This is a genomic window from Exiguobacterium sp. TNDT2, assembly GCF_003331145.1.
Taxonomy (GTDB): Bacteria; Bacillota; Bacilli; order Exiguobacteriales; family Exiguobacteriaceae; genus Exiguobacterium.
In genome coordinates this window covers 219,332-241,522 of sequence record NZ_QLVE01000002.1, presented here as the reverse complement: position 1 = coordinate 241,522, position 22,191 = coordinate 219,332, and the positions used below count along the sequence as shown (strand labels likewise).

25 protein-coding genes and 1 riboswitch are annotated in these 22,191 nt (G+C 52.3%); of the genes, 17 read left to right on the top strand and 8 right to left on the bottom strand.

Going from position 1 to position 22,191, the window contains the following annotated elements:
* Window positions 1–2 precede the first annotated feature (2 nt).
* The 14 genes from DPV68_RS02880 (at window position 3) to DPV68_RS02825 (ending at window position 12,146) form a co-directional block, all read left to right on the top strand.
* Window positions 3–941 (top strand): tetratricopeptide repeat protein, encoded by a 939-nt coding sequence (locus tag DPV68_RS02880; RefSeq protein ID WP_114165329.1) that lies wholly within the window; start codon window positions 3–5, stop codon window positions 939–941.
* Window positions 923–2,770: a DUF2194 domain-containing protein gene (locus DPV68_RS02875; protein WP_114165328.1), complete on the top strand. Its 1,848-nt coding sequence runs from the start codon at window positions 923–925 to the stop codon at window positions 2,768–2,770. The genes DPV68_RS02880 and DPV68_RS02875 overlap by 19 nt, the downstream gene beginning before the upstream one ends.
* Complete coding sequence (gene pelF, locus DPV68_RS02870) at window positions 2,767–4,185, top strand: GT4 family glycosyltransferase PelF (protein WP_114165327.1); 1,419 nt, start codon at window positions 2,767–2,769, stop codon at window positions 4,183–4,185. The genes DPV68_RS02875 and pelF overlap by 4 nt, the downstream gene beginning before the upstream one ends.
* A complete protein-coding gene (gene pelG, locus DPV68_RS02865; protein WP_114165326.1) occupies window positions 4,166–5,614 on the top strand; it encodes an exopolysaccharide Pel transporter PelG in 1,449 nt (482 codons plus the stop codon). The genes pelF and pelG overlap by 20 nt, the downstream gene beginning before the upstream one ends.
* A gap of 61 nt (window positions 5,615–5,675) precedes the next feature.
* Window positions 5,676–5,780: riboswitch (TPP riboswitch) on the top strand.
* A gap of 82 nt (window positions 5,781–5,862) precedes the next feature.
* Complete coding sequence (tenA, locus tag DPV68_RS02860) at window positions 5,863–6,537, top strand: thiaminase II (protein WP_114165325.1); 675 nt, start codon at window positions 5,863–5,865, stop codon at window positions 6,535–6,537.
* Complete coding sequence (gene thiM / locus DPV68_RS02855) at window positions 6,534–7,322, top strand: hydroxyethylthiazole kinase (RefSeq protein ID WP_114165324.1); 789 nt, start codon at window positions 6,534–6,536, stop codon at window positions 7,320–7,322. Before tenA ends, thiM begins: the two co-directional genes overlap by 4 nt.
* Window positions 7,322–8,158 carry a bifunctional hydroxymethylpyrimidine kinase/phosphomethylpyrimidine kinase gene (gene thiD / locus DPV68_RS02850; protein WP_114165323.1) on the top strand — a complete coding sequence of 279 codons (837 nt, stop codon included), beginning with the start codon at window positions 7,322–7,324 and terminating at the stop codon, window positions 8,156–8,158. The genes thiM and thiD overlap by 1 nt, the downstream gene beginning before the upstream one ends.
* Window positions 8,130–8,768 (top strand): thiamine phosphate synthase, encoded by a 639-nt coding sequence (thiE, locus tag DPV68_RS02845; RefSeq protein WP_114165322.1) that lies wholly within the window; start codon window positions 8,130–8,132, stop codon window positions 8,766–8,768. Before thiD ends, thiE begins: the two co-directional genes overlap by 29 nt.
* 23 nt (window positions 8,769–8,791) lie before the next feature.
* Window positions 8,792–9,427, top strand: coding sequence for an SDR family oxidoreductase (locus tag DPV68_RS02840; protein ID WP_114165321.1), 636 nt, complete (start codon window positions 8,792–8,794; stop codon window positions 9,425–9,427).
* Window positions 9,428–9,560: 133 nt separating this feature from the next.
* Window positions 9,561–9,974 carry a hypothetical protein gene (locus DPV68_RS15025; RefSeq protein WP_232819466.1) on the top strand — a complete coding sequence of 138 codons (414 nt, stop codon included), beginning with the start codon at window positions 9,561–9,563 and terminating at the stop codon, window positions 9,972–9,974.
* Window positions 9,859–10,569 (top strand): PAS domain-containing protein, encoded by a 711-nt coding sequence (locus DPV68_RS15020; protein ID WP_232819465.1) that lies wholly within the window; start codon window positions 9,859–9,861, stop codon window positions 10,567–10,569. The genes DPV68_RS15025 and DPV68_RS15020 overlap by 116 nt, the downstream gene beginning before the upstream one ends.
* Window positions 10,566–11,126 carry a GGDEF domain-containing protein gene (locus DPV68_RS15015; RefSeq protein ID WP_232819464.1) on the top strand — a complete coding sequence of 187 codons (561 nt, stop codon included), beginning with the start codon at window positions 10,566–10,568 and terminating at the stop codon, window positions 11,124–11,126. Before DPV68_RS15020 ends, DPV68_RS15015 begins: the two co-directional genes overlap by 4 nt.
* Before the next feature lie 45 nt (window positions 11,127–11,171).
* The gene (locus DPV68_RS02830; RefSeq protein WP_114165320.1) at window positions 11,172–11,621 is read left to right on the top strand and encodes an OsmC family protein; all 450 of its coding nucleotides are present in this window, start codon (window positions 11,172–11,174) and stop codon (window positions 11,619–11,621) included.
* A gap of 87 nt (window positions 11,622–11,708) precedes the next feature.
* Window positions 11,709–12,146 (top strand): GNAT family N-acetyltransferase, encoded by a 438-nt coding sequence (locus DPV68_RS02825; protein WP_114165319.1) that lies wholly within the window; start codon window positions 11,709–11,711, stop codon window positions 12,144–12,146.
* Here the strand turns inward: DPV68_RS02825 and DPV68_RS02820 are convergent, their stop codons facing one another.
* Window positions 12,147–12,593 carry a DUF4385 domain-containing protein gene (locus DPV68_RS02820; protein WP_114165318.1) on the bottom strand — a complete coding sequence of 149 codons (447 nt, stop codon included), beginning with the start codon at window positions 12,591–12,593 and terminating at the stop codon, window positions 12,147–12,149. It lies immediately after the preceding gene.
* Window positions 12,594–12,660: 67 nt separating this feature from the next.
* Here DPV68_RS02820 and DPV68_RS02815 point away from each other — a divergent pair, with 67 nt between their 5' ends.
* Window positions 12,661–13,218: a GNAT family N-acetyltransferase gene (locus DPV68_RS02815; RefSeq protein ID WP_114165317.1), complete on the top strand. Its 558-nt coding sequence runs from the start codon at window positions 12,661–12,663 to the stop codon at window positions 13,216–13,218.
* Between the two features lie 39 nt (window positions 13,219–13,257).
* Here the strand turns inward: DPV68_RS02815 and DPV68_RS02810 are convergent, their stop codons facing one another.
* The 6 genes from DPV68_RS02810 to kynU form a co-directional block, all read right to left on the bottom strand.
* A complete protein-coding gene (locus tag DPV68_RS02810) occupies window positions 13,258–15,774 on the bottom strand; it encodes a YfhO family protein (protein ID WP_198662225.1) in 2,517 nt (838 codons plus the stop codon).
* Window positions 15,775–15,782: 8 nt separating this feature from the next.
* Window positions 15,783–16,094 (bottom strand): GtrA family protein, encoded by a 312-nt coding sequence (locus DPV68_RS02805; RefSeq protein WP_232819463.1) that lies wholly within the window; start codon window positions 16,092–16,094, stop codon window positions 15,783–15,785.
* Window positions 16,095–16,119: 25 nt separating this feature from the next.
* A complete protein-coding gene (locus DPV68_RS02800; RefSeq protein WP_114165314.1) occupies window positions 16,120–17,106 on the bottom strand; it encodes a glycosyltransferase family 2 protein in 987 nt (328 codons plus the stop codon).
* Between the two features lie 124 nt (window positions 17,107–17,230).
* Window positions 17,231–17,854, bottom strand: coding sequence for an arylformamidase (gene kynB, locus DPV68_RS02795; protein WP_114165313.1), 624 nt, complete (start codon window positions 17,852–17,854; stop codon window positions 17,231–17,233).
* A gap of 14 nt (window positions 17,855–17,868) precedes the next feature.
* Complete coding sequence (gene kynA / locus DPV68_RS02790; protein ID WP_114165312.1) at window positions 17,869–18,708, bottom strand: tryptophan 2,3-dioxygenase; 840 nt, start codon at window positions 18,706–18,708, stop codon at window positions 17,869–17,871.
* An 11-nt stretch (window positions 18,709–18,719) separates the two neighbouring features.
* Window positions 18,720–19,997, bottom strand: coding sequence for a kynureninase (gene kynU, locus DPV68_RS02785; protein WP_114165311.1), 1,278 nt, complete (start codon window positions 19,995–19,997; stop codon window positions 18,720–18,722).
* Window positions 19,998–20,189: 192 nt separating this feature from the next.
* Between kynU and DPV68_RS02780 the strand changes: the two genes are divergently transcribed.
* Window positions 20,190–21,044, top strand: a complete 855-nt coding sequence (locus DPV68_RS02780; protein WP_114165310.1) for an HAD family hydrolase — start codon at window positions 20,190–20,192, stop codon at window positions 21,042–21,044.
* A 558-nt stretch (window positions 21,045–21,602) separates the two neighbouring features.
* On the opposite strand, the gene DPV68_RS02775 is transcribed toward DPV68_RS02780, so the two are convergent.
* The gene (locus DPV68_RS02775; RefSeq protein WP_114165309.1) at window positions 21,603–21,935 is read right to left on the bottom strand and encodes a hypothetical protein; all 333 of its coding nucleotides are present in this window, start codon (window positions 21,933–21,935) and stop codon (window positions 21,603–21,605) included.
* Between the two features lie 94 nt (window positions 21,936–22,029).
* Here DPV68_RS02775 and DPV68_RS14940 point away from each other — a divergent pair, with 94 nt between their 5' ends.
* Entirely contained in the window at window positions 22,030–22,191 is a 162-nt protein-coding gene (locus DPV68_RS14940; RefSeq protein ID WP_034779568.1) for a hypothetical protein, read from the top strand.

The window sequence follows — 22,191 nt, the reverse complement described above, 5'->3', positions numbered from 1 at the left end:
ATATGGACGCTACCATTCGTCTCCTGATCATCGGAATTTATGTCGTCCACGCGCTGGTCGCTTTCCTCTTATTGATTGGGTTGAAACAAAAAATGAAAGCACCTGACTATGGGGTTGCCGTCGCTGCGCTCAGTTTCGGTCTGTTCTTACCGTTTCTAGCCGAACTTGCCGTCTATGTGGTGTATCGGATTGCTGCACGATTCGGACGAAGCGGGCTGATTGAAGACTATGACGATTACATCGATTTCAAGGTCGTCAACTATGAACAAATTCGTCATGAAGCAAGCAACAGCACCCATCTGTTGCCGCTCACCGATGCGATCAACTCGAAAGATCCGGCCATCCGCAAACATTCGATTTTGACCCACGTCAATCAGTCGATTGACCAGCAAGGGAAGTATTTACAGATGGGGCTCGAAAGTACCGACAGTGAGACGGTCCATTATGCCGCGGCGACGATGAATATCTTAATCGATCAATATGAACAGGAATTAAAGCTTGCGAAACGTGAGTATGATTTAGGGAAGCCCGACACGATTCATCGGCTTGCGATGGTTTACAAACGAATGATCCATAGCGAACTCATCACCGAGGTCATGTTGAAAGACAAACGGGACGCTTGGCTCGAGGAGTTGTTGAAAGCGAAAACGCTCTATCCGCCGACGCCATGGATCTATGAGGACTTGAACGAGATTTATCTCACGTTACAGCGTCCGAAAGAGCAATTGAACATCCTGAAAGAATACGTCCATCATTTTCCAGAACGGATCGAATCCCATCTCATGCTCATCAACTACTATTATGAGCGCGAGCGATGGAATGAAGTGAAGGCGGTCATGTTTATGATGCAGACCCAGTTCACACTCGAGGATGTGCCATATGAGTACCGACTGTTGTTTGAAGAATGGAGTGACACGACATCATGGAAAAACGAACTATAATCTCATTCTCGCTCTTCATCGTCCTATTGTTAGTCATCGTCGGTGCGATTCAATACGTACGGATTCATTCGCTGCATACGTTATTGCCGAACGTCACCGAGCAAAAGGTAAAGATTGACCAGTTGAAGAACAACGCCTCAGCGAAAGCCGGAGAGCATCAACTTCAAATTTATCTCGTTCGGGATGAGGGAGATTTGGCCGTTAAAACAGCGGACAATCTCCTGCACGGTCTACAGTATGCGAAGCTCGACGTACGCGAAGTGACTCCTGGCGACGTCGGCTCGATTGCGCCTTCTCCATACACCATTATTATTTTCACGGGTGAACGCACTGCCGAATGGCCATTTGCGGAGATGAAACGTTATGTCGAACAAGGCGGGAACATCGTCTTTGCAAACCGATTCAAAGACCCGGCGTGGAACGAGTTGACCGGGATTGAAGAAATTGGCGAATTCGTGCCAGACGTATACGGCTTGAATTTTGAAGAGACGATTTTTCCTGGATATATCGACTTGAACCCGCCGGACGATTTATTTGTCCATAGTCTAATTGATTTCGCGATTGCAGATGATGCCAACGTCTTACTATCAGCCGAAGATTTCCCGATTCTTTGGGAATATAGCGTCGGTGACGGGAATGTCCTTTACTGGAATACGACAATCACCGACCAAAAAATGATACGCGGCTTGTTCGTCCAAACGCTCGGCACGATGCCACCGGCGTTCGTCACGGCACAAGCAGCCATTAAACTCATGTACATCGATGATTTTCCGGCACCGGTCATGGACGGGAAAATGAAAGACGTCTCCGCCACGCCGCTTGATAAATCGGTCAAAGATTTCTTCGCTGAGAATTGGTGGGAAGACATGGTCGACCTAGCAGAAGAGGAAGATTTGATTTATACAGGTGCCATGATCGGGACGTATGAGGAAGAGATGGAACTCGTCGATGAGCAGTTGATCAAACGTGGTGAATTTCCGATGCTTTACTTCGGACGTAAACTGATTGCTCACGGCGGGGAGATCGGCCTTCACGGCTATAACCATCAATCACTGGTCACAGCTGATGAACCGATTGATCCGACGTATGAATATATTCCTTGGAAAGATAAAGAAGAAATGAAGCGTTCATTATTACAAGCCGAAGCCGTGTTCGCCAATTATTTCCCGGCTGAGACGCTTAAGTCATACGTCCCGCCCTCGAATGCCCTCAATCGGACCGGTGTCGATGCGATTGCTGAAGCGTTGCCGGAGCTTCGTACGATTGCATCCCTCTATACAGGGGAACCTGAAAACGGAGACTTTATACAAGAATTTGAATTTGATGCGACGCATTCACATCTCTATCATTTCCCGCGCGTCACGAGTGATTACGGAGAAGAGCGCGGGTCGATTTTCCAGATGGTTGATGCAATCGCCAACTTCGGCGTGTTTTCACATTTCATTCATCCGGATGATGTCATCGACCCAGACCGGGCGTTTGGACGCGACTGGGATACGATGTTCGTGAGTCTGCGTAAAATTGTGCGCGATGTAAATGACGATTACCCACACCTCGAGGCGTACACGCAACATTATGCGACTGAAAAGATGATTACGTATCAACAAGCCGATTTAAATGTCACGTTTGATGAGTCGACCGTCTATTTGGCTGGAGAAGGGCTTGTCAACCCGTCCCATTTCATCGTTCGTTTGAAACCAGGTCAATCACTTGAGACCGGAGAGTTTGATTTTGGGACGGTCGAACAGTGGGAGGCCGACCGACCGCTCTATCTTGTCAAGCTGACATCGGCGAATGCAGAAATCGCCATCAAGGGGGAGGCGCAATGAAAATTGGACTCGTGTTAGAGGGAAGTTATCCGTACGTCAGCGGAGGCGTTTCGAGTTGGACACAGACATTGATTGAAGAAATGCCGAATGTGTCGTTTGAAATCATTTCGATTCAGCCGAATGAGAAACGTCCGGAAGAAATGAAGTATCCGTTACCGCCCAACGTCTCAGGAATCACCCATTTGTATTTACATGATGTGGGCGAGCGCGCAAAAGGACGGATCAAATGGGATGCCGAGGAAGAGGAGCATGTATCCGACTGGCTCATGTTGAAAAGTCCGAATCGGCAAGCACTTCGCTTACTTGGAAAAAAGGTACCTTCGAGTCAAGTGTTTTTTGCAAGCGAGTTCTTTTGGAAAAACGTGAAATCGGCTTACTCCGAAGAGATGAACGGTGGGTCGTTCATCGACTACTTTTGGATGTGGCAAAGTATGTACACCCCGATCTTACGGGTGCTCCATCAACCGCTTCCGAAAGTCGATCTCGTCCACTCCGTATCGACGGGCTATGCCGGCGTGGTCGCCTCTTACATGAAAGAAACGCAAGGAATCCCCTTCATCTTGACGGAGCACGGCATCTACTCGCGGGAACGTGAAGAGGAAATTTTACAGTCATATTGGATACCGGCACCGTATAAGCCGAGATGGGTCCGCTTCTTCCATCACTTGTCGCGTGAAGCGTACAATGCGGCCGATGAGATTATCGCCTTGTTTGAGCGGAATCGTGAATATCAAGAATGGATTGGCGCCCCGAGCGAGAAGACGAAAATCATCGCTAACGGCATTGCGGAGCGACAAATTCAAGAAGTCGTGGAGCGCCCTCATAACGATCTCTTTCAAATCGGTGCCATCGTCCGCTTAGTCCCAATCAAAGACTTAAAGACAATGATTTACGCCGCCAAGATTTTGCAGGAGCGGCATCGTCTGTTCAAGCTGACAATCATGGGGCCGCTCGATGAAGATGAGGATTATGCGGAAGAGTGCCGTCTGCTCATTGAACAGAGTGGATTGACCGATTACGTCGAGCTCGTCGGGAAAGTGGACGTCCAAGCCTATTTGCCGACCTTCGATTTATTGCTCCTGACGAGCATTTCGGAAGGTCAGCCGCTCGCGATTCTTGAGGGAATGGCGGCCGGCATTCCGTGGGTCGCCACCGATGTCGGGGCATGCTCCGAGCTCCTGTACGGCCGAGCAGACGACCCGTTCGGACCGGCTGGTTTTATTGTGCCCCCGGTTCATCCGGAAGCAGTAGCGGACAAGGTCGAGTGGATGATGGATTATCCGCAGGAACGAATGCGTTTCGGTAAGAACGGGCGAGAGCGCGTCCGCCAATATTATCGTCTCCAGCAGGTCGTGGACCGCTACAAGGCCATCTATGAAACGAGGAGGGAACAGTATGGCGGGCATCGGGTTTAAGTTGCAGAAGTTGTTCCAAGAAGACTACTATTCGTCCAGGTTGAAGGCGTATACGTTCTCAGGCCTCGTCACATCCGGCCCGTGGTTAATCGTCATCTTGGTCGTCGGGACGATTCAATGGTTGGCATTTCAAATGCCGGCGTTATCGCTCGCCGAGAGGACGCTCTTCATGATCTCGGTCTCGTATGCGTTCATCTTCTCGCAAATCTTGTTCAGTTTCCAACAACTCGTCGTCACCCGATACGTGGCGGACTTGTTTTACGAGAAGAAGGCGCACGAGATTTTCCCGGTCTTCACCGGGATGCTTAAAGTGACGATTCTCGCCGCGACAATTTTGTATAGCATCTTTTGGCTATTGTCTCCGCTCGACTTCTTTTACAAATTGACGCTGTTCGTCTTGTTCATGACGATCAACGTCATCTGGGTCATGTTCTTGTTTTTAAGTGCCGCTAAATATTATCAAGCGGTGGCCTATAGTTTCTTGCTAGGCGGCCTCATCTCGGTCGTAAGCGTTTATGCGATCAGTCGTCTCATGACCGATCCGTCGAGCCTCGAGTTGTTGCTCGGCTTCACGGTCGGGATGATTGTAACGTTGTTCGGCCTGTTCTTCGCGATGCTTCGGACGTTCCCTCTTCGCTACGCGGTGAAAGAGTTCTCGTACTTCAAGTACTTCGACCGCTATCCGGATTTGTTTGCTATCGGGGTGTTGTACGTGCTTGGGATTTGGGTCACGAATTTCATCATCTGGTTCGGCGAAGGGCGTGTCGTCATCGCGGACTCATTCTTGTTCAACCCGTATTATGATACGGCCATCTTTTGGTCGTACTTGACGATTATCCCGACGCAACTATTGTTCGTCGTCGCTGTCGAGACCCGGTTTTATGAGCGCTATCGCACATTTTATGGGTTGATCAATTACGGCGGAGCGCTCCATCAAATCGAAAAGGCGAAACAGACGATGACGACAGTATTAAAAAATGAGTTGATTCGACTCGCGCGGAGTCAAGGTGTTGTGACCCTGTTCGCCATCCTCATGGCGAGCGCCTTCGTCGGTTGGATCGGTGTCCCGGATGAGATCGGCCAAATTTTTCAGATGACGACGCTCGCGGCGTTCTCGAACGCGATGATTCTTATCTTGACGCTGTTGTTGCTCTATTTCGAGGACCGGCGCGGGGCACTGTTCATCAATCTGTCCTTCTTCACGCTGAACGCCTTGTTCACGTTGTTGCTCTTACCGCGCGGCATCGACTGGTACGGTGTCGGCTTTGCTATCAGTACGACGATTACGTTCTTCTTGGCCGGCCTGCGCTTGATTTACTACATGGGCAAAGTCGATTATTACGTGTTCGCCGCGTCGAATCGGCGCAAACTCGGTACCGAACGGTTCTCCCAAATGGGGACGTTGTTGAACCGTCACTTCTCGCGATAAAGGGTTTTCAACAAAGATAAAGACTGATATGATGTGGTCGTAGACGACCGAATTTCATAATGTTTACCACTAGGGGAGTCGCGTGACGCGGCTGAGATGGACGAGGTCCAGACCCTTTGAACCTGATCTAGTTCACGCTAGCGTAGGGAAGTGGGCGAACCGATTGTTCTCGTACACTTTGTGTAAATCCGACGCCGCTTCCGTTATGGGAGGCGGCGTCTTTTTTTATAACAAAGGAGGAGACATGAATGACATTCACCGCACATCTTCGACAAAAGGCCGATGCCTTGTTTCAAGCCAGCTTTGACCATCCGTTCGTCCGCGAGCTCGGAACGGGTGAACTCGACGAGGCGAAATTTCGGCATTACGTCATGCAAGACTCATATTATTTGAACCAGTTCTCCAAAGTGCAGGCGAAAGGCGCGACCCTCGCCCCGAACATGGAAGTAGCGAGCCGTTTTTTGACGCACGCGCTTCATACGATTGAAGCGGAGCATGCGTTGCACCGTGAGTTCTTCACGTTGCTCGACGTGACAGAGGCGGAGTGGGCGACGTTTGAGCCGGCCCCGACCGCTTATGCTTATGCGCTCCATATGCAACAGGCAGGTCCGACGCTCGGTGACGTGCTCGCCGCGATCTTACCGTGCTACTGGGTCTATTATGAAATCGGAGAGCGATTGAAAGACGCGACACCCGATCATCCGATTTATGCGACGTGGATTGCGACGTACGGGTCGGAATGGTTCCGCGACCTCGTCGAAGAACAGATTGAACGGCTCGACGTGCTCGCCGGACAAGCGACAGCGGAAGAACGGGTCCGGTATCAACAGCTGTTCTTGAAGAGTTGTTATTATGAACATGCGTTTTGGGAGATGGCGTGGACGCTCGAGTCGTGGACGTTACCATCGGGGGTGAGACGATGAAACGCGATCTATGGGACAAAGTCAGAGCCGAACGGCCACTCATCCACAACATCACGAATATCGTCGTCGCCAACTTTTCGGCGAACGGATTGCTCGCCATCGGGGCGGCCCCGGTGATGGCGTCAGCTGTCGAAGAAGTGGCCGAGATGGCGTCTGTGAGCGATGCGCTCGTGCTCAATATCGGTACGCTCGATGCGATGACGGAACGGACGATGATTCGAGCTGGACAGGCAGCGAATCAAGCGGGTCGTCCGATTGTCTTCGATCCGGTCGGGGTCGGAGCGACCTCGTTTCGACGCGACGTCGCCGAGGCGATTCTACAACACGTCGGCGTGACGGTCATCCGTGGCAATGCCGGAGAAATCGCGACGTTAATCGATCTCGACGCGACAGCGCGCGGTGTGGACGCAGGGGAAGCGCGAGATGATTTGAATCAAATCGCTCGTGCGGCGGCCCAGCGTTATAACTGTGTCGTTGCCGTGACCGGCGAGACGGACGTCGTCAGCGACGGGGACGTTACGATTGAAATCAAAGGCGGCACTGCAGTGATGGCCCGGACGACGGGGACCGGCTGTTTACTCAGTGCGGTCGTCGGTGCGTTTCTCGCAGTCGAGGGTGACGTTGTCGCGGCCACGGCGACAGCGCTCGCCGGGTATGCCCGGTGCGGGGAACTCGCCACTGTTTTGGCAGACGGGCCGGGCGATTTCCCGGTCCATTTCTTGAATGAGCTTGGCAAGATGACGGCTGTCGAGTTGCCGAGTGATCGCATCGAGGTGGTGTCATGATGCGGCCGCAAGTATTGACGATCGCTGGTTCGGATTCGGGCGGTGGTGCAGGCATTCAAGCTGATTTGAAGACGTTTCAAGAACTCGGTGTGTTCGGCACGAGCGTTGTGACGGCCGTTACAGCCCAAAACACGCGTGGGGTGCATGGGGTCGAGGCCGTGTCACCGGAACTCGTGACGCAACAACTTGATGCGATTGGCGCCGACTTTTTGATTGCGGCGTGCAAGACCGGGATGTTATTCGATGCAGAGCGCATCGAGGTGGTCGCTGCCGGGGTGCGGCGTCACGCGTTAGGCCAACTCGTCGTCGACCCGGTCATGATTGCGAAAGGCGGGGCCTCGCTTTTACAGGACACGGCGGTCGATGCGCTCAAGACATCCTTGTTGCCGCTCGCGACCGTCGTCACACCGAACGTGCCGGAAGCGGAAGTGCTGACGGGAATGACGATTCGGACGTTTGAGGACCGCATCGAAGCGGCATGGCGGATGCTAGCATATGGTGTGCGCGCGGTCGTCTTAAAGGGCGGCCATCTCGAAGGCGAATCTGCGGACGACTTGATCATGACGGCGTCCGAGACGTTTATCTTGTCGGCTCCGCGCATCCAGACGAGTGACACGCACGGCACCGGTTGCACGTTTTCAGCGGCACTCACGGCGGAACTTGCCAAAGGGCATTCCATCCTGGAGGCGACGGTGACCGCCAAGCGATTCATTCAAAGTGCCATCACGTATGGACTCGATATTGGTGCCGGACATGGGCCGACGAACCATTGGGCACATGCGGCGTATGGAGAGGAGGGCGTGACGATTGAATCCATCACAACGAACCATCGCTGATCAGTTGCGGCTCTACTTTATTTGTGGGACAGCGAACACGGATGACATGCTCCAGACGGTTGAAACAGCGCTCCAATGTGGCGTGACATGTTTCCAATTTCGTGAAAAAGGTAAAGAGGCACTGTATGGGGATAAAAAAGAAGCGATGGCGAGAGCGTTGCAAACACTTTGCCGCTCGTATGACGTCCCGTTCATCATCAATGACGACGTCGCACTAGCAGAACGCATCGATGCGGACGGCGTGCATATCGGACAAGACGATGCCGAGGCCGCAATCGTTCGAGCGCGGATTGGTCCAGACAAATGGCTCGGTGTCTCGGTCCACACGCTCGAAGAAGCGACAGCAGCTATCGAGCATGCGGATTATGTGGGCATTGGCCCCATTTACCCGACGACTTCGAAAGAAGACGCCGGGGCCGTCAACGGGACGGTGCTTATCCGTCAAGTTCGAGCCATGTATCGAGAGCTGCCAATCGTGGGGATTGGTGGCATTTTACCGGAACACGTCCCGATGATTCTGAACGACGGGGCGGACGGCGTCGCCGTCATCTCGGCCATCGCTTCTGCACCGAATGTGGCCATAGCCACACGGCGTTTCGCTTGTCTCTGAATTCAAATCGAGGAGGAAGACAGATGAACGTATTTGTAATAGGCGCGAATGGACAGATTGGAAAACAGCTCGTGGAACGATTGCACGAGGAAGGGAAACACCGAGTCACGGCGATGGTCCGGAAACAAGAGCAACTCGACGACTTCACATCGAAAGGCTATCAAGCCGTTTTAGGTGACCTCGAAGGTGACGTGTCGTCACTTGAACAGGCGATGTCCGGCATGGACGTGGTCGTCTTCGCGGCCGGTTCGGGCGGCAGCACCGGAGCCGATAAAACACTGTTAATCGACCTTGACGGCGCGGCGAAAAGTATTGAGGCGGCTCAGGCGAACGGGAATGTGAAACAGTTCGTCATGGTTAGCGCTTTGAAATCGGAAGATCGTTCGGCATGGCCGGAAGAGATGAAACCATATTATGTCGCGAAGCATCACGCGGATCGCTTGCTTGAATCGAGCGGATTGACGTACACGATTGTTCGCCCAGGCGCTCTCACAGATGACGCCGGTACCGGCAACGTGAAGATTGGGGATATCGACACGGGCGAAGTCCCACGTGCGGACGTCGCAGCGTTCCTCGCTCACGTAATTGGGCACGATAACGCGAAAAATAAAGCGATTGACCTCGTCAAAGGCGACACGTCAATCGAAGACACATTATAAACGAGATGACGACAGCGAGCGGACTTGGTTCCGCTCGTTTTTTCTGTGGATGTGTCCGCACACTCGAGAAAGGATTCGCTTTGACCGATAGAGAAAGTAACACCTGGATTTGTTTGAAGAAAGGGGTCTATCCGTGACCACACTATTTCTCTATATGGCCGTTTATTTACTACCGGCTTTCTTATTGAGCCACCTTGCCCTTGATGTGTTGCTCCGTAATCCGCGCCAAGTCGAGCATCGGCTGCTCAGCCTGTTCGTATTTGGCTATGCGATGTTGTTCTTGGCTGAGTTCGGGCGGCATTTGTCCCCCATCGAGGCCAGTCCCGCTTTTGTCACGTATTGGTTCGGCAACGCCGGCATTTTGATTTTTGTCTGTTCCGTCCACTTCATCGTTAAAGTGACGGGAGTCGGGGACGAAACTGCCAAAATGGATGTATCCGTATGCGATTTATTTACCGCTCGTGCCGGTCGCGTTGACGTTCATCCGTCAAGAGAACATCTTGAACAGCCAACGCTTCGACCAAGTCGGCGTTTGGATTTACCCTGAGTTCAACACGTCCTATTTGACGACGATGACCGTCGGTAACCTGTTTCATTTTCTTGTGATTCTATTATTGATGTACGCCCTTAAGCGGTCCGAGCGCTCCGAACATGAGCGCGTCTTGCGCATGCTCATTTGGACGGCCGTCGCCGTTCTCATCTGGGACATCATCTTCGGTTATATCCAGCTCCGCGGAATCATGCCGCCGTATGCGTATATGTACGGGGGGCTCGTCTGGGCGGTCGCTCTCGTCGTCGCGATGAATCGGCTCGATTTTCTTGCGTCTTACGCCAAGCGTTATGGCACGCTCTACAACTTGAACCCGTCGGCGATTTTGCTCCTCGATGACACCGGTTGTATCGAGAGTGCGAACCCGGCTGCGCGAACATTGTTTCATACGGTCCGTGTCGTCAATGAACGTTTCGTCGATTTGTTGCCCGAGAAAAAACGGCAAGAGTGGTGTGAACACTACAGTCAACATTTCCATGCGCAAAAGAAGTTTCTCGAGTTTGAGACAAAGATTCAGACGAAGTCGGGCAAGAACGTTATGTCGTCATCGATGGGGACTTCGTCTATATCGATCAAAAAATACACGGCATGATTTTGATTCGGGACGTCCATTCGTTCAAAGAAGCCGAACAGTCGATTCGTTTCTTTGCCTATCATGACCCGCTCACGAAACTTGCGAACCGTCGGGCGTTTTATGAGCAGGCCGACCAGGCACTGCTAAATGCAGATTCGGTCGCCATTATCGTTGTCGATTTGGATGGCTTTAAAGGGATCAACGACACATACGGCCACCAAGTCGGCGATGATTTCCTCATTCATCTCGGTGAGTTGCTTGAGATGGCTACGCTGGAAGCGGGACTGGCCTCGCGTGTCGGCGGAGACGAATTCTATATGTATTTGACGGACATGGGGGAAGAGGACATCGTCACGTTCGTGAAGCGGCTGCGGAACACGTTAGCGGAACGACCGTTCAAATTAGGTCACGAAACCATCCCGATTCGTGCGAGCATCGGCGTCAGCGTCTCACCGGATCAAGGCTCAGATTTAGACACGCTCATTCATAAAGCCGATCAGGCGATGTATCAAATCAAACAACAGGGAAAAAACGATTATGCGATATATGACGAGGTGTTACACGGACCCACATAACGGGAACGAGAAGAAAGATGGCCATCTGATAGAGGAGGAGACAATATGACTGAAAAACCGTTAGTGACGATGCGCGCCGAAGGGGAAGCGACAAGTGTGAAGACGACGGTTTATGTGCATGACCATAAACCGTTCGTCGTCGATGAACCGGAACGTCTTGGCGGGACGGACGCCGGTCCGAACCCGCTCGAGTATTTGCTCGGGGCGTTGTCGTCGTGCACGACGATCATGATCGCTTACGTGGCGCAAGACCAAGACTTCAACTATGATGGGGTGACATTCGTGACCGAAGGGACGCTCGACCCGCGTGGGTTCCAAGGGGTCGAGGGCGTGCGGACATACTTCGAGAAAGTACACGTGAATATCGTCCTTGATACGACCGAGTCGGATGAACGGATTGCAGCACTCCAGAAAGGCGTCGAGGCACGTTGTCCGATCCATAACTTGATGCATGCGGCCGACGTCGATATCACGGCGACATGGACGAGAAAGTGAGGATGGGGCGCCCCATCCTTTTTTGATGCAGACAGGAATGTCTGTTAGCAAGCACGAACAAAGAGAGATGTGAGAAAGGAGGTTGTCATGGAAATTCGTCCGATGACACAGCAAGACGCCCACGCGATTCAAGCGTGGACGTACGAGGCACCGTATGATTTCTATAACCAAGAAGTTTCAGCGGAAGGACTCGATGAACTGATGGCGTATCAAGCCGTCCATGACGGGGCGTTGATTGGTTTCTATTGCCTCGGCACGTATGCACAGGTGCCGAACGATACATACGTCTATGAGGACACCCATACCGACATTGGTCTTGGGTTGCACCCAGACCGAACGGGACGGGGACACGGGCGTCCGTTCGTCCGATTGGTGATGCAAGAAGCGGCGCGCGAAGGCAAACCGCTTCGGTTGACGGTGGCCGCGTTCAATCGGCGGGCCATCCATCTCTATGAGCAGCTCGGGTTTCAACACGTCGCGTCGTTTGAAAAAGGTGAGACTCGCTTTCTCGTCATGAGCCAATGATTAGCCGTACTGCTTCTGATGGGCTTTCTTTCGTTTCAAATAGTCTTCATCTGCCCGAATCTGGTCCCACCGTTCTTTGAAGATGCGGGCCGATTCCGCCTTCTCCTCGTCGATTTGACGATCGTGGATGTCACCATCTTCTTTATATTTCCGTCCGCCTTTGTAGTTGGCGTAACGTCTCGCCCGGGTATAGCCCATCTGGATGAATTTACGGGCCATATCCATTCCGACGAAATCATCGGCGGTCCGATACGCCTCAAACAGTTCCATAATCTCATCGGCGGACTTGCGGGCGATGTCCGGTGTCTTGAAACGCCAGTGCGGAAGAATCTCACTTTTATACGGTTCGACGAGCAGGACACCTTGCTCGCCGCGGCCGACTCGATACAGTTCGGGTTGCTCGCGGAAATCAATCGTTTCAAAATCTAAATCATAATCAAATGGCATCGTCATCCCTCCTCATGGACTCATTCCCGGAATGAATCCGAGGGAAACGACAGAAAGGAAGAACAAGATGATTCAATTGGATACAGACCGACTCCGGCTACGCGCCTTTCAGCTCGAGGACGCTGAACAGATGTTTCACTATGCAAAAGACGAGCGGGTCGGACCGAAAGCGGGCTGGGCACCGCACCAGTCGGTCGACGAGACCCGCGACGTCATCCGGTTGTTCCAACAAGACGAAGACGTCTGGGCCATCACGTTGAAAGAGACAGGTGAGGTCATCGGAAGCCTCGGGTTGCACGACCGTCGGCCGGACCCTGAGATTCAGCATGACCGGCAACGTGAGATCGGCTATGTCCTCAGCCCGGACCATTGGGGGAAAGAGTATATCCCAGAAGCCGTCCGCGAAGTGTTGCGCTACGGATTTGATAACCTCGGACTCGAACGCATCTGGTGCGGCCATTTCGACTTCAACGACCAGTCGCGCCGCGTCGTCGAGAAGACCGGGTTCACGTACGCGTTCACGACGTCTCAACAGTTGACGCGCTTGGACGGACGTACCGTCCAAAGTCTCGTCTACGTCGTGACGAAAAAAGAATACATTGAAAAGTTGACTCTTGATGGATGATAAAAAGCTAGCGTGACTTAGAGAAATTAGAGCCTCCGTTCATGTGAGCGGAGGCTCTTTGCGACGTACATAAGCAAAATAGCTGACGAACAAGATAAGACCAAGCAGTGTCATTGCCGTCGTCATGCCAAAGAAGGGCGGACGATACGTCAGCTCGACCTCGTTTCGTCCTTGATCGAGCTGGATTGCACTGAACGCATAATTGGCCTGTAAGACGTCGCGCTTCTCTCCGTTGATGGAAGCGCTCCAACCGCGTTCAAATGGGACCGGGAGAACGGCGTACGTTCCTTGTGTGGCTTCCTCGACAGTGAAGTCTAGATTAGGGCCATCCCAGGTGACGGGGATGTCTGGACGCTCTTGCGTTTCCTTGACTACCGAGTCAAGCGTCGAATAATCTTCCCATTCGATGGTCATGTCTTCAAGGGCATATGTTCCTTCGGGTAAACGGAATGGCACGCGCTCAGACAATGGGGTACGGAGTGTCATTGAGGTGAGACCGGTCCGGTAAATGGACGCCTCAGGTTTTCGTGTCGTTCGGTACCCACCTAGTTTGATGAAAAACCCGTCGCCTTCGAGTTTTCGGATATCGAATGAGACGTACAAGTCTCCCGTTGCCGTCGGCGGGACGTCAGGAATCAAGTCGATGCCACCTTCATCAGAGGTCACATGAAGCGTATCACCATCTAACACGGCCTCGACCTCTTCTGTCGTAAAGTCGACGGTCTGAGCCGGAATCGGCGTTTCACTTCCAGCTTCTAAGATGACACCCGAGAGCATCGCCTGCTCACGGGTCAATATCGAGGCGTCGTCAAGATCAGCTTGGCGATAGGTAGACGTCGTCGTCCGGACGAACGGGAGACGTGTCTCGCTTTCATAGACAGCATACCGGTCACTCTCGGCGAGCAAGGTAAAACCGTAAGGCGCTTCGCTCGAAGCGTTTTTATTGCGCATCCAGTATGGACTTGATAATACGTGATGCAGGTTGGCACGATTGCCGAGCGTCCCGTATCGACTTACGCTCTCCCGTCCCATATCGATTTCAAGGTCGCTCCAATAAAGTGTCAGCAGATGCCCGTTCAATATGCTTGAGTACAGGCTTGTTCCGAGGAACGATTGGACGATTGGTGTATTGTTGCGCAAAGGGACCATCCAATCGAGCCGTTCGAGCGGGGCAGCTTCTTTTTGTACGAGTTCAACAAGTTCACGGTGTTCGGCGCTGTCATAATTGGAACTGTTCACGAACGATTCGTTCGTGTTAAAGATTGTTTGATCGTGAAGCATGAATTTCGTGTAGCCGATAAAGAGAATCAAGTACGAGACAGTGATCACGTACGGTGCGAACATCGGTTTCCGCCAAAACGACACGACCGTTATCAGCATCATTCCGAAGATGCCGAGACCGACGGACCATACTACATTCCCGAACAAACCAAAAAGGAGATAGAGCATCATTGTACCGACAGTCGCATGGAGGAAAGCTTGTCTTTCAAAGCGCCAATGTGATAAACCGACGGCCACCGCACCCCCCATCGTAAAGCTCGCGAGATATTCCCAGCGATATTGGGGAGCCGAGAAACCGTTAAAGAAGCTTCCAACATGCGGACTAAAATGAAAGACGATGAACAGAAGGCTCATCGTCGCAAACAGACGAAACGCTGTCTGACGATAGAGCGGGCGATAAAACACGAACAAAACAAAGCCAGCCGAAAGGATGAGCAGGCGGCTGTCGTACAACACGTTGTCGAACTCGAACCAGTCAATCTTTTGGTCGAAAGACGGTCGTTCATTTTGCAGAAACCCGAATATTGCCGGGACGAAAGCAAACGCGCTGAGGAGCAGGGCGAGCACCCCGGACCCACTATAAAGTAGCCATTGTTGCCGGCGTCTGATCTGGTCTTCTGGGAAGCGGATGAACTGACGGAACACGACATAGACAAAGACGAACACCAAGTTGATATACGCAAAATAGAAGTTGTTCACGAGCATGAGTGCGCTGATAACGATGAAAATGTCAACGCGGCCGAGCCGGATGATTCGTTCGAGTCCGATGACAAGGAGCGGGACCCAAAGGAAGGCGTCGGCGAAAAACTCCCAAAATGTCACGTGACGGATGTACATGACGGACGCGCCGTATAGGACTGCGCCGATGAAGGCATGAAACGTTTTGACGTGGAACAGCCGATACGCGTACGTCGCAAACAAGAGGACGATGGCGAGACGGACAATACTCACGACGAGGGTGAGCTGTAACCAAAGCTCGAGGTCCGACGTGACGAGTCCGGTCACCTCAAGCAAGGAGATGATGGCCACCGTGATCCAAAAGACGATTGATGTCGAAAAATAGTAGGCAAGTTGCGTGATGGTGCCGCCACCTAAGCCGAAGTCCTCCGCATAGACAAGATTTCCGTCATGGACCGTATCGTACAGAAAATGCTTGAAGGGCACCATCTGTGAGAGCCCGTCGTTCGGTCCGGCGATGTAACCGCCTTGGGACTGATAATAGATGAAAAAGGAATGGGCGATGATGGATACGAGGAAAGCTGCGGCGATGAGCATGACTTTTTTCATACGGCGGAATGTCCCTGTTTCAAGATTTTACTCGTGACGATAAACGTCGCCGGAACGGCGATAAAGATGGCGAACAGCGGAGCAAGCGAAGTCGACATGCCAAACTGTTCGACAAGCAGGTAAATACAGATGGTCGTGACCGTGAAGTTGACGACTTGTGTCAGCGGGAACTGGAAAAACTTGCGCCATGTCGGTTTGACGTGGAACGTGAAATAGCTGTTCAAAAAGAAAGAGGCGACCATGCTGAGCGTGAACGCCACCACATGAGAGACCCCATAACTGACTTTCCATAAGTGATGAACGACCATGTAAATCGCATAATAATTAAGGGTGTTAATTCCCCCGATGACGATGAATCTTATAAACTCTGCCTTTCTTTTGTTCATTCACACTCTTCCTTTGCACATTAGTCTCTTGAATCAAATAGGCGGGACGTTGTTTTGTCTCGAAGTAGATTCGGCCGACATATTCACCGATAATCCCGAGACTGACGAGTTGAATCCCGCCAAGCAACAGAATCGCCGAAATTAGTGTGAAATACCCCGGCGTCTCCACACCATCTTGGACAATGCCGAACAAAGTGAACAAGATATAAAGCATCGACAACATCAAAATCGACACCCCTGTGTAAAAACAGAAGCGGAGCGGCTTCGAGTTAAAGGAAATTAAACCGTCGATTCCATAGTTGAACAGTTGAGTGAATGACCATTTCGTCTCACCGTTTTGACGCAGAACGTTTTGATAAGTGATGGTCTTTTGACCCATGCCGATCCAAGAGAACAATCCTTTTGAGAAGCGCTGATTTTCGTTCATTCGAAGAATCGCGTCGATGGCATCCCGGCTCAGTAACCGGAAGTCACCGACACCGTCTTCAAGTTCGACATCAACGATTTTATTGACCAACTGGTAATACGTCTGAGCCGCCAATTTTCGGATTCTGCTTTCGCCTGTACGATCCCGCTTGGCAATGACTTGATCGTATCCTTCTTCGTAACCGGCTATCAGTTTTGGAATGAGCGCCGTCGGATGTTGCAAATCGGTGTCCATCAAAATCATCGCATCTCCGGTCACATGTTGCAGACCAGCTAAAATGGCCGCCTCTTTCCCAAAATTTCGTGAGAATGAGATATAACGGACTTCAGGGTGGCGAACCGCTAAACATTTGATCGTCTCGAGCGTGCGATCGGTGCTGGCATCATCGACAAACAAAATCTCGTATTGATAGGTGCTATTGACAAATTGTTCACGGATGGCCTGAAAGATGAGCGGAATGTTCGCCTCTTCATTGTAAGCCGGGAGGACGAAGGAAATAAGACTCATAAGTTAACTCCTTTCGAGCGTGACACATACATCTCCTGTTCCCGTGTGAGTCCAAACTCATGCCTGATTTACAATATGCTTGAAAAAATAAAACATCTACCCAATGAAGAGTAGATGCTTTTGCTCAGTCTAATGAACGTAGAAGCGCGCGCACCGGACTGCCGTCGGCTTTGACGATCGGGAGCGGTACGGCATTCAATTCGTAATCACCAGGGGCGATATGGTCGAGGACGAGTCCTTCGAGAATGTGGACCCCGTTCCGGGCGAGCGCATGATGCGCCGCCATCTCTTTACTGTCGATCGCGTCGACCGACGGCAAATCGAGACCGATCAAGTAAATCCCAAGTTCGCCGAGACGGTCGGCAAGTGAAGACGTGAGTTCAGGGATATGGCTCGGAAACGTTCGTTTATTCGGCCAGCCGTCCGTCTTTAAAATCAACCGTTCGACGCCGGTCAAGTCAAAACCGTCCAAGTCCGTCGCCTCGATTTTTTCGCGGCCGGGGAGATGGATGACCCGGGCCGGGCCGATATAGAGACCGGGATCAAGGTCGATGACGCGCGGTCCGGCGTCGTCGAAATGGAACGGGGCATCGATGTGCGTGCCGGTATGCAGGCTCATCGTCACTTTCCCGACGTTGACCGAACCGCTGTCGGCCATCGGCCAAGCGATCTCGTAACGGAACGCCGTGTCGCCTGGCCATGTCGTGATCGTATCTTCAAGTGGTTGCGAAACATCAATCCATGTCATCGTGTTCGTCCTCCTCACAGTTTTGTCCGGACGGTCCAAAGTTCAGGGAAGAAACGGTGGTCGAGGACGCGGCGCAAATAGTTGACGCCTGACGAGCCGCCAGTTCCCATCTTTTGACCGATAATCCGCTCGACCGTGCTCATATGGTTGAAGCGCCACGTCTGCTGTTGGCTGCCGATATCGAGCAATTTCTCACCGAGCTCATACAAGTCCCAATACGTGTCCACATCTCGGTACACCTCGGCCCAAGCCGCTTCGACGCTCTCGTTCCATTCCCAGTCTTTCGTGACGTCGCGGTTGAGCACGGCGTCATCGATGGCAAGACCACGGCGGTGCATTTCGCGGACGGTCATGTCATAGATGCTCGGAGCCTGAAGCGACGTTTCGAGAAGCGGATATAGCTTCTCATCATGGGCGTACACACTGAGCGTGCGCGCGTTCTTAAAGCCGAGGGCGAACTCGATTTGACGGTTCTGGTACGATTGGAAGCCAGAAGATGAACCGAGTTTGTCGCGGAACTCCAAATACTCAGCCGGGGTCAATGTCGCGAGGACGCTCCACGACTGGATGAGCTGTTGTTGAATCTTCGAGACACGGGCGAGCATCTTGAACGAACGCTCGAGCTCTCCCGTCTCGATGGCGGTCACGGACGCCGTCAGTTCGTGCAAAATCAGTTTCATCCACAGCTCACTCGTCTGATGGATGATGATGAACAGCATCTCGTCATGATGGTCTGATAAGCGGTGTTGACTCGATAAAATCGGGTCGAGCTGCAAATAATCCCCATACGACATGTCTTTTGAAAAGTCTGTCTGAATCGATTGCTCGACTTTGTGTTCAATCCGTTCACTCATATTGTTTCTCCTTAGGCCACGACTTCGCGGACGTTCTCGAACGCCTCGTATTCTTTGTTTTCCATAATCGTCTGTAACGTCATCACGACATCATACACATCGGTGAACGTGTTGTAGAGCGCGACCGGTGCGAGTCGGATGATGTTTGGGGCCCGGAAGTCCGGAATGACGCGATGCTGTTTGAGCGCTTTACAGATGCGGGCCGCCTCCGGGTGTTCGAGACTCAAATGGGCACCACGCTGTGTCTCGTTGCGCGGGCTGCCGATGACGAAGTCATATGGTGCGAGCACTTCGTCAATCAGTGCGGTCATATACGTCGTCAAAGCGAGCGATTTCTCGCGGACGGCGTCCATCCCGATCTCGTTGAACATCTCGAGGGCACCAAGTTGCGGGGCCAGGCTCAAAACGTGCGGCGTCCCGATTTGGAACGCACCGGCGTCATCGGCCGGCGTCATCGTATGATCCATGTCGAACTGTTTATCTTTGCGTGAACCGAACCAACCGGCAAGGCCAGGCGTTGTCCCAAAGTGACGCTCGTGAACGAATAGACCGCCGACGCTGCCAGGTCCGCCATTCAAATGCTTATAGTTGCACCAGTAGGCGAAGTCGACACCCCAGTCGTGGAATGCGTGTGGGATGGCGCCGACCGAATGGCAGGCGTCAAAGCCGATCAAGATATCCCGTTCGTGTGCCGCCTTGGCGAGACGGGCCATATCGAGGATCTGTCCGCTGCGATAGAGGACGGTCGGCAAGACGATCAGGGCGATGTCGTCTGTCATCGCTGCGATGATGTCTTCTTCTTTCAAGTAGCGTCCGTCCGGGCTCGAGACTTGGACCAAATGTTCGGCCGGGTCGAGTCCGCGGAGCTCGAGTTGACTCTTCAAAGCGTAAATATCAGATGGGAAGGTGAGTGTGTCGGCTAAAATCTTCGTCCGCTTGCCTTCCGGTTTAAAAAATGAGGCGACGAGTTGGTGCAAGTTGACCGTCGTCGACCCGGTGACCATCACTTCCTCGGCTCTTGCCCCGATGAGTGGCGCGTTAAGTGCGGCTAATTGTTCTGACAAATTGAACCATGGATGGCGTCCCGACATCCAACCATCGATTCCAAGCTCTTTCCAATCGTTCAGCGATTCGAGGAGCGTCTGCTCGGCCCGTTTCGATAACAGGCCGAGCGAGTTCCCGTCCATATAAATCCCGTCTGTCGGCAAATAAAATTCTCCCCGGTAAGGTGCGAGCGAGTCGCTGACGTCGCGTGTTTCCGCGTACGCCCGTGTGAAATCTTGAGCCATATCATTTCCCCCTTTGACTTGCGTGTCATGCTGACAAAAGCGTAGCAATCAGGGCAAGGTGTGTCAACACGAATGACCGCAGTTCGGGCATGGTTCGCACGTGCTTCTCGCGCCTGTATATGTGATGATGAAATGGAGAGAGTCAATCTGAGGGAATTGGGTTATAAGACCCGAATGAAAGGAGAAGAGGACATGAAACTGATTGCCATCGATTTAGACGGAACGTTATTGTCTCGAACGGGTGTCATCACAGAAACGAACCAAGCCGCGATTCGGCGTCGCCAAGCCGAGGGAGATTTGGTCGCCATCTCTTCGGGTCGATCGATTCACGATATTGAAGAGTTGCTGAGCCGGAGCGGATTGACTTGTCCGATCTTGTCCGGGAACGGGGCGATCGCCTTCTATGAGAATGAGCGCATCTATTATCACGCGCTCCCGAAAGACGTCGTGCAAGAGTTGTGGGACGTGGCCCACGAACACGGGGCATACGTTGAATTTTATACGAATGCCGGGGTGAAAGTACTCCGTTCGGGTACCGATTTACTGAAGGGCGAGTTGGATGAGGTGTTGCCACACGACCAATCGTTCACACGAGAATGGGGCGAGCGGGAGATTGAAATTCAAAACGAGCAGTTCGGGCTGACATATGTTGACGCGATCGAGGAGATCGACTTCGAGGCCGATGAAGTGTACAAAGTCTTCGTCTATTCGTTCGACCGACGAAAACTGCACGAGCTCCGGAAGCTATATGAGCCCCGGACCGACATTTTGATCACGACGGCAGGGTGGACGAAAATTGAGATCGGCCATCCGAACGCGAGCAAAGGGATGGCGTTGACGCAGTTGGCGGAACATCACGGAATTCCACAGGCAGACGTCGTGGCCATTGGGGATAATTTGAACGACATCTCGATGTTCGAAGTGGCGGAAACGAGGATCGCGATGGGGAACGCCGTCGATCCATTGAAAGACATCAGCACCCATATCACGAAGGATGTCGAGGCAGACGGCGTCGCCTATGCGCTCGACCATTATATCGACGACTAAATTTTGGAGAAATGGTGAACAGGGATTCGATGACACGTAAAACGGTTAATGTATTAGTGTAGTCCTCATTCAACGTGTCGGGCTGAAAGGGGGCAACGGATGAAACGAAGATTCAATCGTTGTTTGACTGAGGCCGGCTCGGTGAAACGAGAGACAGGTTGGTTGAAAGACCGGCGGACTAGGTGATCTCCTGACTCAAACTGTCGTCCACCTGACCTCGCGCGAGAGGTGAGGGGCAGACAAAAAGGATATGTGGGAGGCAAAACGTCTAGGAAGCTCGGTGTTTCAAAACAGGTGGGCATGATGAGGTTCAAGATGGATTTCAACCTTATTACGTCGAAACGCAGTCATGGCCGTTTTGGAGGCAATGTCTCTGTGCAGGGTCAGATTGATGTTCAGACGAACGAACGCTCCGAAATCACGTTCTGAACCGCGTCCATTTTCTAGCACGTATCGATTGATTGCATGGGACGGTCGGCCGGGAACTTTCTCGGTCGGGTGAAAGTCCGCTCTACTAGAAAAGCTCACCGTTAAGCGCCACAGACGTGGCGCTTTTTCTTATGGGGCGAACGTGGCGACCCGGGCCGGCTGTTTGCCATCCGCTTGTTCGAACTTCACGCGATGGCCGTCTGCGGCCTGTTCGACCTGAAACGTGTAGGCGGCGTCAGGTTCGTCTTCGAACGTCAAGTCGTAGACATAACCGCTTAAGGAAAGGGTGCCGTCAATCGAATAGGTGTCCGCCGAAATGTTATAATGAGTCGCAAGGTGCTGCTCTAAGGCACGTTCGCGTTCCTCGATCTCCGTCGAATAGCGGACGTAGAGGAAAGTGGCGAGCGTGATCGTGACGACGAGGGCGATTCGGAAAATCGTCTCCCAGTTTCGTTTTGGCATGAGCGCATCTCCTTTCAATATAATGATAAGAATTTCAGAATATTTTACGAAAAATTCTGACAAATTACAAGGTAAAATAGAGAGGAGTGACGATATGCCGAAAATATACTGGCTCGGGACGTTCGTGAGCGGCCTAATCCTCATGATGATGGGGGAAACGGGAGCTGTCCCGCGAATCGTGCCCTATTTTTTGATGGCGCTTGGTGTGACGGGCTTTCTCGTCCAAGCTTGGTTCGAACAAAAACGGCGCCGCTAA